Origin of the sequence: Sphingomicrobium astaxanthinifaciens, assembly GCF_022865105.1 — a bacterium.
GTDB lineage: Bacteria > Pseudomonadota > Alphaproteobacteria > Sphingomonadales > Sphingomonadaceae > Sphingomicrobium > Sphingomicrobium astaxanthinifaciens.
Genome location: NZ_JAKNYM010000001.1, coordinates 585,583 through 598,474 on the forward strand (window position 1 = coordinate 585,583; position 12,892 = coordinate 598,474).

12 protein-coding genes and 1 tRNA gene are annotated in these 12,892 nt (G+C 68.2%); 7 read left to right on the forward strand and 6 right to left on the reverse strand.

Translation table 11 applies throughout. From position 1 onward, the window contains the following. The first annotated feature begins 18 nt into the window (after positions 1 to 18). Positions 19 to 91, forward strand: a tRNA-Thr gene (locus tag L8951_RS02865). A 111-nt stretch (positions 92 to 202) separates the two neighbouring features. On the opposite strand, the gene L8951_RS02870 is transcribed toward L8951_RS02865, so the two are convergent. The 5 genes from L8951_RS02870 to L8951_RS11465 form a co-directional block, all read right to left on the reverse strand. Next, a complete protein-coding gene (locus L8951_RS02870) occupies positions 203 to 2,332 on the reverse strand; it encodes a TonB-dependent receptor (RefSeq protein WP_244381487.1) in 2,130 nt (709 codons plus the stop codon). Positions 2,333 to 2,511: 179 nt separating this feature from the next. After that, the gene (locus L8951_RS02875; protein WP_244381488.1) at positions 2,512 to 2,742 is read right to left on the reverse strand and encodes a hypothetical protein; all 231 of its coding nucleotides are present in this window, start codon (positions 2,740 to 2,742) and stop codon (positions 2,512 to 2,514) included. Further along, positions 2,742 to 3,200 carry a PspC domain-containing protein gene (locus tag L8951_RS02880; RefSeq protein ID WP_244381489.1) on the reverse strand — a complete coding sequence of 153 codons (459 nt, stop codon included), beginning with the start codon at positions 3,198 to 3,200 and terminating at the stop codon, positions 2,742 to 2,744. The genes L8951_RS02875 and L8951_RS02880 overlap by 1 nt, the downstream gene beginning before the upstream one ends. After that, on the reverse strand, positions 3,197 to 4,012 hold the full coding sequence (locus tag L8951_RS02885) for a PspA/IM30 family protein (protein ID WP_244381490.1): 816 nt from the start codon (positions 4,010 to 4,012) through the stop codon (positions 3,197 to 3,199). Before L8951_RS02885 ends, L8951_RS02880 begins: the two co-directional genes overlap by 4 nt. After that, positions 4,005 to 4,139, reverse strand: coding sequence for a hypothetical protein (locus L8951_RS11465; RefSeq protein WP_265535899.1), 135 nt, complete (start codon positions 4,137 to 4,139; stop codon positions 4,005 to 4,007). The genes L8951_RS02885 and L8951_RS11465 overlap by 8 nt, the downstream gene beginning before the upstream one ends. 244 nt (positions 4,140 to 4,383) lie before the next feature. Here L8951_RS11465 and L8951_RS02890 point away from each other — a divergent pair, with 244 nt between their 5' ends. Continuing rightward, positions 4,384 to 4,632 carry a hypothetical protein gene (locus L8951_RS02890; protein ID WP_244381491.1) on the forward strand — a complete coding sequence of 83 codons (249 nt, stop codon included), beginning with the start codon at positions 4,384 to 4,386 and terminating at the stop codon, positions 4,630 to 4,632. A gap of 60 nt (positions 4,633 to 4,692) precedes the next feature. Here the strand turns inward: L8951_RS02890 and L8951_RS02895 are convergent, their stop codons facing one another. Continuing rightward, complete coding sequence (locus tag L8951_RS02895; RefSeq protein ID WP_244381492.1) at positions 4,693 to 4,965, reverse strand: DUF3297 family protein; 273 nt, start codon at positions 4,963 to 4,965, stop codon at positions 4,693 to 4,695. A gap of 117 nt (positions 4,966 to 5,082) precedes the next feature. Here L8951_RS02895 and L8951_RS02900 point away from each other — a divergent pair, with 117 nt between their 5' ends. The 5 genes from L8951_RS02900 (at position 5,083) to L8951_RS11700 (ending at position 12,882) form a co-directional block, all read left to right on the forward strand. Further along, the gene (locus tag L8951_RS02900) at positions 5,083 to 8,391 is read left to right on the forward strand and encodes an amidohydrolase family protein (protein ID WP_244381493.1); all 3,309 of its coding nucleotides are present in this window, start codon (positions 5,083 to 5,085) and stop codon (positions 8,389 to 8,391) included. Positions 8,392 to 8,535: 144 nt separating this feature from the next. Continuing rightward, positions 8,536 to 9,795: a 3-methyl-2-oxobutanoate dehydrogenase (2-methylpropanoyl-transferring) subunit alpha gene (locus L8951_RS02905; protein WP_244381494.1), complete on the forward strand. Its 1,260-nt coding sequence runs from the start codon at positions 8,536 to 8,538 to the stop codon at positions 9,793 to 9,795. 8 nt (positions 9,796 to 9,803) lie between these two features. Next, a complete protein-coding gene (locus tag L8951_RS02910; RefSeq protein WP_244381679.1) occupies positions 9,804 to 10,808 on the forward strand; it encodes an alpha-ketoacid dehydrogenase subunit beta in 1,005 nt (334 codons plus the stop codon). Next, on the forward strand, positions 10,808 to 12,079 hold the full coding sequence (locus tag L8951_RS02915) for a dihydrolipoamide acetyltransferase family protein (RefSeq protein WP_244381495.1): 1,272 nt from the start codon (positions 10,808 to 10,810) through the stop codon (positions 12,077 to 12,079). Before L8951_RS02910 ends, L8951_RS02915 begins: the two co-directional genes overlap by 1 nt. Then, on the forward strand, positions 12,079 to 12,882 hold the full coding sequence (locus L8951_RS11700; RefSeq protein WP_407696379.1) for a hypothetical protein: 804 nt from the start codon (positions 12,079 to 12,081) through the stop codon (positions 12,880 to 12,882). Before L8951_RS02915 ends, L8951_RS11700 begins: the two co-directional genes overlap by 1 nt. Positions 12,883 to 12,892: the final 10 nt, after the last annotated feature.

Consider the following 12,892-nt stretch of genomic DNA (forward strand, 5'->3'; position numbering starts at 1 on the left):
TAAGGCGAGCGCGCGGTCGCCGGCTTAGCTCAGCTGGTAGAGCAGCGGTTTTGTAAACCGAAGGTCGCGGGTTCGACCCCTGCAGCCGGCACCGCGATGCCCCAAGCCCGTCCGGGGGACGGGCGACGGCATCGCCGCCGCGAAGACGGCGCGCCCTTCGTCCTCCCAGACGATCGCGGCCGCGGCGCCCGCGCCATCGCGCTCAGAAGTTGAGCCGCGCCGAGACGCGCAGGTCGCGCCCGGCAAGCGGGACGAAATCCTTGGTGAAGCTGGCGTGGCGCCGCGCGGTGACATCGAACAGGTTGTTGGCCTGGAGGATGAACACCATCTCCGACCGCTCGCCCAGCGGCTTCCAGCTCAGCGAGGCATTGACGAGCGTGAAGCCGTCGGTCGGGGTCTCGAAGGACGCGATGCGATCTTGCGTCGTGACATGCTCGACCTCGCCGCGCAGCGACAGGGCGTCGCGCGATAGCGTCAGCCCGCTGCCGATCCGCAGCGGCGGGATCCGCGGGACCGGCGCGCCGTCAGCCAGCGTGGCGCGGACATAATCGGCCACGACATCGCCCTCGAGGCTCCAGCGGCCGTCCTGCCAGAGCGGTGCGCTGGCCTCGAACTCCACGCCCCAGAAATCGGCCCCCTGCTGGCGATATTCGAACAGCGGGAGCTCGCTTTCCTCTTCCTCGAGCCCGGTGTCGGCGAGATAGATATAATCGTCGAACCAGTTGGCCCAGAGCGCCGCCCGCACGGCCACACCACGCCCTTCGTAGCGGGCGAAGAGTTCGCCGCCGACACTACTTTCCACCTCGAGATCGCGATTACTGACCTCATATGCCTGCGTCGCGATATGCGGGCCGACCGAGAAGAGCTCCTCGGGGCTCGGCGCGCGTTCGGTGTAGGACAGGTTGGCGCCGACGGTGCCGTCGGGGGCGACCTCGTAATTGGCGCCGAGCGCGCCCGAGACGGCGGTATAGTCGCGGCGGATGTCGAAGAAACCGCTCTCGTGATCGGTGAAATCGAGACGCAGCGCGCCCTCGACGCCGAGCGCACCCGGCTGATATTCCTCGACCGCGAAGAGGCCGATGCTCGACGACCTGTTGTCGCGCAGGAAGGCTTCCTCCCCGACCGCGTCGAAGTGGCGATGGTAATATTGCACGCCGAAGGCCCCGTGGAGGCCGTCGCGGTCACGCTGCTTCAGTTCAAGGCGGCCTTCGACCCCGTTCGAATCGAACACCGTGCCGACTTCCTCGCCCTCGAATTCGGTGTGGGTGTAATCGGCGGCGGCAAGGCGCAGCGTGGCGCTTTCGAAGAAGCCGTCGAGATAGACCCGCGCGCGAGCATCGAAACGCTCCTGGCGCATGCCGATCGAGACGAGTTCCTCGCCCTCTTCTTCTGCGCCTTCCTCGTCGCCATGTTCATCGCCTTCCTCACCCTCGTGGGGATGATGCGCCCCGGGGCGGGTGGGCACGCCATAATCGGTATCGAAGAGGCTGACCGAAGCGCCGAGCTCGAAGCGATCGCCGACATAGCCGAGGCCGGCTGCAGCCGACCATTGTTCGAACCCGCTGTTGGGCAGGACGTCGCGAAGGTTGGCGAGTTCGGCAAGTTCCTCGGCTTCCTCGATATTGCCTTCCGCGCGCTCGGTGGCGGATTCCTCGAGCGCCTCGGCGCGCAGCGCGTCGGACAGGACGAAGCCCCCGACCTCGAGATCCTCGCCGCGGTTCCAGCTGCCGTCGAGGTGAGCGTAGAGGCCATCGGTCAGTTCGACATCGAGCGATGCGCCGAGCGCGCTGCCATCATCGGCGCTCCGCAGCTGGAAGAAACCGTCGAAATGATAGGGTTCGCCGGTGTCGGTGCGCGGGATGCGGCGGTCGATCACGTTGACCGCGCCGCCGATGGCCTGCCCGCCGAAGATCAGCACCGCGGGGCCGCGCAGCACCTCTATCCGCTCGGCGGTGAGCGGGTCGATGGTCACGGCATGGTCGGCCGAGGTGTTGGACACGTCGATCGAGCCGAGGCCGTCGTTGAGGACGCGCACGCGCTCGCCCGAGAAGCCGCGCAGGACGGGGCGCGAGGCGCCCGGCGAGAAGCTCGTCGCGCTGACGCCCGGCAGCTGGGCCAGCATGTCGCCGACTTGCGGTTCGAGGTTGCGGGTGAGTTCCTCGCCCTCGACCACCGAGGCGCCGGCGAGGAGGTCGAGCCCCTCGATGACGTGGCCGGTAATGACGATCCGGTCTTCCTCCGCGTCGTCCTGGTCCGAGGGCACGGGTTGGGCGAGGGGGGCGGCGGCCTGCACCAGCGCGATTGCCGTCGAGGAAAGCGTGAGACCGAGCATGGACGTCCTTCAAAAGTAACAATGTATCACGAGCGCCCTGCCTAGGGTTGAGGACGGAGCGCGGCAAGAGGGTCCTTGGACGAAATCACCTCGCCCGGCGATGAACGGCAAAAAGGGACCCCGCCGGGCGCGGCGGGACCCCTTGTCGGGAGCGGCGAGCGGTGGGTGGGGCGACGCGCCTAGGGGTCGATCCCCGCCGCGATCGCCTCCAGCTTGCGCACCCGCTCGCGCAGGTCGGCGATCTCGATCATCCCGCCCGCCGGCGCGAGATCGGCATCGATCTGCCCGTCCAGTTCGGCCCGCTTCAATTCGAGCCAGCCGGCGAAGGCCCGCAGTCCGGCAAAGGCGGCCAGCGCAGCCACGGCGAGCACCGACAGGCCGACAAGGGCAATGCTCAGCGGATCGGTCATCAGGCGTCTCCTTCACTCGCGGCACGCGCCTCGTCGGCGGGTGCCGTCTTTGCTTTCTTGGCTTCGACCTTGGTGCGCAGTTCCTCGATCTCGCGGGCGAGCCGCTCGCTGTCGTGGCTATGGAGGTGGTGGTCGATCGCCATCATCTGCCGATCGCGCGCATCGAGCTTGGTGCGCAGGTCGTGGAGCGAGCCGCGCGCGGCGCGGGTCTCGCTGCCGCGGCCGGCACCGCGGCGGTCGCCGCCCATTTCGCGGGCGCGCATCACGGTCAGCGCCAACCCGGCGGCGATATAGCCCCCGACCGCCAGCTCCCATTCGATGAACAGGAACACGAACAGGAAGGCGAGGCGCAGGAAGGTCGGGTCGGTCCCGAAGCGACGCCCGGCGGCGGCGCAGACGCCCGCGAGCTTCTTGTCTTCGCGCGCGAGGCTGTAGCGATAGTGCTTGGCGTTGCTCATTCGGGTTCCCCTTGGTCGCCCGCGCCCCTGGCGGCACGGGCCTTCTTCATTTCCTCGAGCGCCTCGAGCGCTCGTTCTTCGGCCTTGAGTTCGGCGAATTCGTCTTCGAGGCTGCGCGCGCCCAGCCCCATCGCGTCGGCATGACCTTCGGCCATGTCGGCGCGGCGTTCGAGCTGGTCGAAGCGCGCGAAGGCTTCCTCGGTCCGCTCGCCGTAGAGGAGTTCGCGGGCGCGGGCGCGGCTCATCGCGCTCTCGATCCGGCTGGCGATCGAGGCCTGCCGCGCGCGCGCCTCGTTGAGCTTGGACTGGAGCCGCTGGATGTCGGCCTCATAGCCCTTGAGCACCCGTTCGATGCCCGCCATCTCGCTGGCGAGGCTGCCGAGCATGTCATCGACGCGGCTGCGTTCGATCAGCGCCTGCTTGGCCAGGTCTTCGCGGCCCTTGGCGAGCGCCAGTTCGGCGCGGTCCTGCCAGTCGCCGGCCATGCGCTCTAGCCGACCATGCGCGGCGCGCATCTCCTTGAGGTCGGCGATCGCCCGGGCGGCGGTGGCCCGCGTCTCGGCGAGCACGTCCTCCATCTCCATGATGATCATGCGGATCATCTTGGCGGGGTCGGCACTCTTTTCGAGCAGTTCGTTGACGTTGGCCGCGATGATGTCGCGGGCACGCGTGAAGATCGGTCCCGACAGCATCGCCTTCAGCGGGGGCAGCGCACGCCCCTCCCCGGCGCCCGCGCTCTCGCTCCGCCCCAGCGGCTCGAGGTTGCGCACGCGCTTTTTCGGCTGGGCGTGGATCGGGGTCAGGTCAGGCATGGGCAGGCATCTCGATCGGGCTGGCGGACAGGTCGCTCGGGGCGACGGCGGCGCCGATCGCGATCGAACTCATCAGGATCGAGGCGACGGCAGCCACGAGGTGGCGTTGGAAATTGCTTCCGAACATGATCTTCAAACTCCCCTTTGGCGTTGCGGCGGGATCGTCGCTGCGAACCGCCTGCCCCATACTATGCAGGAGGCGTGCCAATTTGTTTTTCGTTGGAAACCGGGGGTTTTTGCCGGCGGCGCGGCGGGGGTGGTGGGATTTGCCACCATGGAATGGGGCACCGTGCCAAGCGGACCCGCACGGCGGGCTCGTGCGTTCCCCCCAAAACCGTCGCCCATCGCGGCGACTATCGAGGAGATCGGTCATGTTCTTTCGTCGTATCGCCACCGGACTTGCCGGTCGCCAGGTCTCGCGCGCGCTCGGCGGCGGGACGCTCGGCACCGTGGCCGCTGCCGCGCTGCCCTTTGTCGCCAAGCGCGGGCTGGGGCCGCTCGGGGCCGCGCTGACCGCGGGCTGGGCGGTCCGCAAGGGGCTCGAATGGCGGCGCAACCGCCGGCTGCGCGAGCAGGCCTATCCCGACGCCCGCGTGCCCGTCACGCCGCCGCCGGCCTGATCGGGCGCGAGGCGCGGCACCGCGGGGGGCACGTGAGCGCCCCCGGGCACACGCCGGTCGTCAGCCCTCGGGCTGGGCGTCGTCCTCGCCCTCGACATAGGGCTCGACCTTGCCCTTGAGCTTGATGGTCATCGGGTTGCCGTAACGGTCGCGGCTGCGCCCGGCAGCGATCCGGATCCACCCCTCGGACAGGCAATATTCCTCGACATTGGTCTTCTCGGCACCGTTGAAGCGGATGCCGATCCCCTTGGCGAGGAGGTCGCCGTCAAAATAGGGGCTCTTGGGGTCCATCGACAGCCGGTCGGGCAGTTCGGTCTTTTGGTTCTCGCTCATGGTCCCGCGCTTAGCGCCCCCACGCGCGCGGCGTCAATCGCCGCCGGTCGAAGGAGCGATTGCCAAGCCCCGATCCCCTGCCCATAGTCGCGCGCAAACTCTCAGGGGACTATCCGTATGAAGACGCTTCTCTCGCTGCTGGCTTCCACCGCGCTCGTCGCCGCCCCGGCCTGGGCGCAGGACGAGCATGGCCACAGCCACGATCCGGTCATCGTTCCCGAGGCGGTGGCAGAGGCGCCCGAGAGCGAGAGCAGCGACTGGGACGTCACCGAGCTTCGCGGTCCGGGCGAGATGGTGCCGCTCGACACCAGCGAAGGGACGTGGATCAGCCTCGACATCTCGCCCGACGGCACCGAGATCGTCTTCGACCTGCTCGGCGACCTCTACCTCCTCCCGATCGGCGGCGGCGAGGCGCGCCCGATCGCGACCGGCCACCAGTGGGACATGCAGCCTGTTTTCTCGCCCGATGGCAGCGAGATCGCCTTCACTTCCGATCGCGGCGGCGGCGACAACCTGTGGGTGATGAAGCGCGACGGCAGCGAACCGCGGCAGGTCTCGGACGAAAGCTTCCGCCTCCTCAACCAGCCCGCCTGGACCCCCGACGGCGAATTCATCGTCGGGCGCAAGCATTTCACTTCCGACCGCTCATTGGGCGCGGGCGAGATGTGGCTCTATCACAAGTCGGGCGTGGGCGGCGGCGTCCAGATGACCGAGAAGCGCACCGATCAGAAGGACACGGGCGAGCCCGCCTTCAGCCCCGACGGGCGCTACCTCTATTATTCGGACGATGCGACGCCGGGCGACACCTTCGAATATAGCAAGGACGTCAACGGGCAGATCTACGTCATCCGTCGGCTCGACCGCGAGACGGGCGAGATCGAGACGCTCGTCTCGGGCGCGGGCGGCGCGATCCGCCCCACCCCCTCGCCCGATGGCAAGAGCCTCGCCTTCATCCGCCGCGTGCGCGGCAAGACCGTGCTGATGCGGATGGAATTAGAGAGCGGGCGGATCACGCCGCTGACCGACATGCTCGACCGCGACATGCAGGAGACCTGGGCCGTCCACGGTGTCTATCCGCACATCGCCTGGACGCCCGATAGCCAGGACATCATTTTCTGGGCCAAGGGCGGCATCCACCGCATCGACACCGCCACCCGCGCGGTCAGCGAGATCCCCTTCCGCGTGCAGGGCGAGCGCTGGGTCGCCGACGCGGTGCGCCATGAAAAGCGGATCGGCGATCCCACCTTCGAGACCAGGGCGCTGCGCTTCACCACGATGAGCCCGGCGGGCGACCGCATCGTCTTCGAGGCGCTCGGGCGGCTCTACCTGCGCGACCTCGCGAGCGGCGCGACGCGCCCTCTCACGCGGCCGACCGATGCCTTCCAGTCCTACCCCGTCTTCAGCCGCGACGGGCGCCAGCTCGCCTGGGTCGAGTGGGACGACGAGGCGTTGAGCCGGATCATGCTCGCACGCGCCGACGGCAGCCGCGCCCGCGCGCTCGACCTGCCGCGCGGCCATTATGTCGAGCCCGCCTTCAGCCCCGATGGCCGGTCGATCGCCTATCGCCGGACCGGCGGGGGCTATCTCACCAGCCCGCTCTACAGCCGCGAGCCGGGGCTCTACGTCGTCGACCTTTCGGGGGGCGAACCACAGCGCGTCGCCCCGGGCGGCACCCGGCCCCAGTTCGGCGCCGACCCTGACCGCCTCTTCTACCTGACGCAACGCGACGACAAGAGCATCCTCCAGTCGGTCCGGCTCGACACCCGCGAACGACAGGATCATTTCAGCTCCGCCTTCGCGGCCGACTTCGAGCTCTCGCCCGACGGCACCTTCGTCGCCTGGACCGAGCGCTTCCAGACCTATGTCATCCCGGTGCCGATGACCGGGCGCCCTGTCGAGCTGTCGCCCGAGGGCAAGGCGCTGCCGCAGGCGCGGGTTACCAAGGACGTCGGCGACTGGGTGCACTGGTCGGGCGACGGCAAGACGCTCTACTGGTCGCAGGGCCCGACGCTCTACGGCCGCACGCTCGCGCGGATCGATGATCTCAAGGCGCCCGAGGACGAGGCCGATGCGGTCGAGCCGACCCGCATCGCCGATCTGGCGATGACGGTCGAGGCGGGCTTGTCGGACGAGCGCTATGTTCTGTCGGGCGCGCGAATCGTGACGATGCGCGGCGACGAGGTGATCGAGCAGGGCGCGATCATGGTGGCCGACGGGCGGATTGCCGCGGTCGGCCCGCTCGCCGCGATGAGTTGGCCGCGCGACACGCGGGTCATCGACGTCACCGGCAAGACGATCATCCCGGGGCTGATCGACGCCCACTGGCACGGCCCGATGGGCGCGGGGCTCGTTATCCCGCAGCAGAACTGGGCGCATGCCGCCAGCCTCGCGCATGGCGTGACCACCGTTCACGATCCGTCGAACAACAGCTACACCGTCTTCGCGGCGGGCGAATATCAGCGCGCGGGGCGGATCATCGCACCCCGTATCTTCTCCACCGGGACGATCCTCTACGGCGCGACCACGGGCTTCACCGCCGCGATCGACGACAAGGAGGATGCGCTCAGCCACCTGCGCCGCCTCCGGTCGATCGGGGCGTGGTCGGTCAAGAGCTACAACCAGCCGCGGCGCGACCAGCGCCAGATGGTGATCGAGGCGGCGCGCGAGGTCGGCATGGATGTCGTCCCCGAAGGGGGGAGCCTGTTCCAGCACAACATGACGATGGTCGCCGACGGGCACACCACCATTGAACATGCGCTGCCGGTGCAGGTGATCTACGACGACGTGAAGCAGTTCTGGGGCGGCAAGGAGGCTCCCAAGACCGCCTATACCCCGACGCTCAACGTCGCTTATGGCGGGCCGTGGGGCGAGATGTGGTGGTACCAGACCACCCCGGTGTGGGCCGATCCGGTGCTCAACAAATGGGTGCCGCGCGGGCTGCTCGATGCGGCCAGCCGCCGCGGCACCTTCTTCCCCGAGGAGGAGAACAACCTTGCGCAGGTGGCCGAGGCGGCGGCGCAGCTCGAAGCGCTCGGCGTGCTTACCAACATCGGCGCGCACGGCCAACGCGAGGGGCTCGGCGCGCATTGGGAAATCTGGAGCTTCGCGCTGGGCGGGATGAGCAATCACGACGCGCTGCGCAGCGCCACCATCTATCCTGCTCGGACCCTGGGCCTTGCCTCCGACCTCGGATCGATCGAGCCGGGCAAGCTTGCCGACCTGGTGATTCTCGAGGCCAATCCCCTCGTGGATATCCGCCAGTCGGCGAGCGTGGCGATGGTCATGCAGGACGGCAAGCTCTACGACCGCGACCTGCAGGTCGTCGCCGGCGGCTCGGGCGGGCTCGACCCCTTCTGGTTCCAGACCGACGCGGGCAGCGCCTATTCGATGAGCAGCGCGCAGACGGAAGGTTCGCACCAGCATTGAGGCGGCGGGCGGCGGGACGGCTTCCCTTACGGAACCACCGCCCCGCACCGCCTCCCCTTCCCCTTTTGCCAATCAATCGTTAGAGGGCGCGGCGAGAGGATCGTCGGCGCGTGCAAACGCGTTGGCGCCAGGAGAGGTATAAGAATGGCTCGATCTGAGACGCGGACCAACCGGCCTGCGCTGAAATTGCACGTTCCCGAACCGCCCTATCGCCCGGGCGATACGCCGGACTATTCGCATGTCCAGGTGCCCGCCGCCGGCGAGGCGCCGCGCCCCGACAGCGCCTGCGACGACAAGGAAACGATCCCGCTCACCACCCACCTCGTCCGCGTCCTCGACGACGATGGGCGCGCGGTCGGCCCGTGGGATCCCAAGCTCGACGTCGAAGTGCTGAAAAAGATCTACCGCGACATGGTCACGGTCCGCATCTTCGATGACCGCATGTATCGCGCGCAGCGGCAGGGCAAGACCAGCTTTTACATGAAGTGCACCGGCGAAGAAGCGATCGCCACCAGCGCCGCCGCCGCGATGGACGCCGAGGACATCCACTTCCCGACCTATCGCCAGCAGGGCCTGCTCGTCAGCCGCGGCTACCCGCTGGTGAAGATGATGTGCCAGATCTATTCGAACGCGGGCGACCATATGAAGGGTCGCCAGCTGCCGATCATGTATTCGGACAAGGAGAAGGGCTTCTTCTCCATCTCGGGCAACCTCGCCACGCAATTTCCGCAAGCGGTCGGCTGGGCGATGGCCAGCGCGATCAAGGGCGACAGCCGCATCGCGATGGGCTGGATCGGCGACGGCGCGACGGCCGAGGGCGATTTCCACGCGGCGATGACCTTCGCGAGCGTCTACCAGGCCCCCGTCATCCTCGCCTGCGTCAACAACCAGTGGGCGATCAGCTCCTTCTCGGGCATCGCCGGCGCCGAACAGGCGACCTTCGCCAGCCGCGCGGTCGGCTACGGCATCGCGGGCCTGCGCGTAGACGGCAATGACGTGCTCGCGGTCTATGCCGCGGTGCGCTGGGCCGCCGAGCGCGCGCGCTCGAACAATGGCCCGACCTTCATCGAATTCTTCACCTATCGCGCCGAGGGCCATTCGACCTCGGACGACCCCACCGGCTACCGCCCCAAGGAAGAGAGCCAGGCCTGGCCGCTCGGCGATCCGATCCTGCGCCTCAAGCAGCATCTCGTGCGCCTCGGCGCATGGGACGAGGAACAGGACAAGGCGCTCGAGGAAGAACTCTCCGCCACCGTCCGCGCCGCGCAGAAGGAAGCCGAGAAGCTCGGCGTCCTCTCCGACCAGGGTGACGAGGGCAAGGAAAGCATGTTCGAGGACGTCTATGCCGACATGCCCTGGCATATCGCCGAACAGCGCGAAGCGGCGCTGAAGGAGGGCGAATAATGCCCGTCATGAACATGATCCAGGCGCTCAACGATGCGCACAAGGTCGCCATGCGCGCCGACGAGGACGTCGTCGTCTTCGGCGAGGATGCGGGCTATTTCGGCGGCGTCTTCCGCGTGACCGAGGGGCTCCAGAAGGAATTCGGCAAGAGCCGCGCCTTCGACGCGCCGATCAGCGAGAACGGCATCGCCGCCACCGCGGTCGGCATGGCCGCCTATGGGTTGAAGCCGCTGATCGAGATCCAGTTCGCCGATTACATCTACCCCGCCTACGACCAGATCGTCAGCGAAGTCGCCAAGATGCGCTATCGCACCGCGGGCGAATGGACGATGCCGATGGTCATTCGCTCGCCCTATGGCGGCGGCATCTACGGCGGCCAGACGCACTCGCAGAGCCCCGAGAGCCTGTTCACGCATGTCGCGGGTCTGAAGGTCGTCGTGCCCTCCAACCCCTATGACGCCAAGGGGCTGCTGCTCGCCGCCGTCGAGGATCCCGATCCGGTGATCTTCTTCGAGCCCAAGCGCATCTACAACGGTCCCTTCTCGGGCCATCACGACCAGCCGGTCGTGCCCTGGTCGAAGGCCGGGAATAGCGAAGTGCCCGAGGGCCATTACACCGTGCCGCTCGGCAAGGCGAAGGTGGTCCGCGAGGGCGAGGCGCTCACCGTGCTCACCTATGGCACGATGGTCCATGTCGCCGCCGCGGCGATGGAGGAAGCCGATGTCGACGCCGAGATCGTCGACCTGCGCACGCTCGTCCCGCTCGACATCGAGACGATCGAAGCGAGCGTGAAGAAGACCGGTCGTTGCCTCATCGTCCATGAAGCCCCGCGCACCTCGGGCTTCGGCGCCGAATTGTCGGCGCTGGTGACCGAGCGCTGCTTCTATCACCTGGAAGCGCCGGTGGAGCGGGTGACCGGGTGGGACACCCCCTACCCCCACGCCTATGAATGGACCTATTTCCCGGGCCCCGCCCGCATCAAGAACGCACTCAAGAAAGTGATGGCAGACTGATGGGTACTTACAAGTTCAAGCTGCCGGACATCGGTGAAGGCATCGCCGAGGCCGAGATCGTCGAATGGCATGTCGCGGTCGGCGACATGATCGAGGAGGACGCCCATCTCGCCGACATGATGACCGACAAGGCCACGGTTGAAATGGAAAGCCCGGTCGCCGGCAAGGTCGTCAGCCTCGCGGGCGAGGTCGGCGACATGATCGCCATCGGCTCGGTGCTGGTCGAGATCGAGACCGAGGGTGACGCGCCCGCGGCCGAGGAAGCTTCCGCCCCCGCCGCCGAAGAGGAAATGCCGCTTGGCGACGGCGCCGAAGACCCGACTCCGGCGCAGGAAGAGGAAATTCCCGTCGTCGACCAGGCCGAGACCGCGCCTGCTCCGGCGCCCGAACCCGAAACCCACGCCGAAGCCAGGGGCGAAAAGGTCCTCGCCTCGCCGACCGTGCGCCAGCGCGCGCGCGATCTCGGCATCGACTTGAGCCAGGTGAAGACGACGTCCGACCGCGTCCGCCATTCCGACCTCGACGCCTATCTTCTCTACAACGGTGGCAGCGTCAGCCATGGCGGCGGTGCGCCGCGCGCCGACGAGACCATCAAGGTCGTCGGCATGCGCCGCAAGATCGCCGAGAACATGCAGGCCGCCAAGCGCAAGATCCCGCATTTCACGCTGGTCGACGAATTCGACATGACCGCGCTCGAGGAAACGCGCGCGATGATGAACAAGGATCGCGGGAACCAGCCCAAGCTGACCGTCCTGCCCTTCCTCATCACCGCGATGGCCAAGGCGCTGCCCGATTTCCCGATGCTCAACGCGACCTATGACGACGAGGCCAATGTCATCACCCGTCACGGGGCTATGCATCTCGGCATGGCGGCGCAGACCGACGCGGGGCTGATGGTCCCGGTCATCAAGGATGCGCACGGCAAGAGCGTCTGGCAGCTCGCCAGCGACATCAACCGCCTCGCCGAGCAGGCGCGTTCGGGCAAGATCGATCGCGCCGATCTCCAGGGCGCGACCATCTCGCTCTCCTCGCTCGGCCCGATGGGCGGCATCACCTCGACCCCGGTGATCACCCCCCCGCAGGTGGCGATCATCGCGGTCAACAAGATGCAGGAACTGCCCGTCATCGAGGATGGCGAAATCGTCGCACGGAAGAAGATGAACCTCTCGCTGTCGTGCGACCACCGCGTCGTCGACGGCTGGGACGCGGCCAGCTTCCTCCAGCACCTGCGCGGCTTCATCGAGAACCCGATCCGGCTGCTCAGCGCCTGATGGCGCTGACGCGGTCGGCGCCGCTGCGGCCGGCCGCCCTGATGGTGCTGGCCGGGCTGGCGACGCTGGGCGCGGCGGCGATCGCGGGCGCCCCGCGCGGGCTGGTGGCGGCCTATGCCGCCGCGCTGGGGATTGGCCTGGCCCTGCATCTGGTCCTGCGCCTGTCGGCCGCGACGGTGCCGCGCTGGGTTGCGATCCTCGTCCCGCTGCTGCTGGCCCTACCGCTACTGCTCGGTCCCGAGGTCGAGAATGCGCGACGCTGGCTCCGGATCGGGCCGGTGAGCGTGCAACCCGCGCTCATCCTGCTCCCCCTCCTGCTGCGCGCGGGGCCCAGCGGATGGCGCAGCGCGGCCATCCTTTTGTCGGGTGCCGCCCTCTTGGTGCAGCCGGACGCGGGCACGCTCCTAGCGCTGGTGACCGCGCTCCTTTTCATTTGGGGCGGCCCGGGCACCCGGAAGCAGGTTTACGCCGTCGGTGCGATCGCGATCGTCGCGGTCTCCCTCTTCGCCCGCGGAGAGGCGACGACCGTCCGCTTCGTCGAACATGTGATCGAGGACCTCCCGCGCCTACCGATCGCCGCCATCACGCTGTATCTGCTTTCCCTGTTCCTCGGCACGCTCGCCCTCCTGCGGCGCCCCGACGCGGCGCCGGCGGCCGTCTTCTGGGCTGGCGCGCTGCTGGCTTCGCTGCTCGGCCCCTATCCGACCCCGTTGATCGGCTTGTCCGCCAGCGCCATGCCCGGCCTGTTCCTGTCGCTGCCAGGGCGCGTTTCGCCAAGCCGCGGCGAGGCGACGGCCGGCTGAGGCGTAGCGG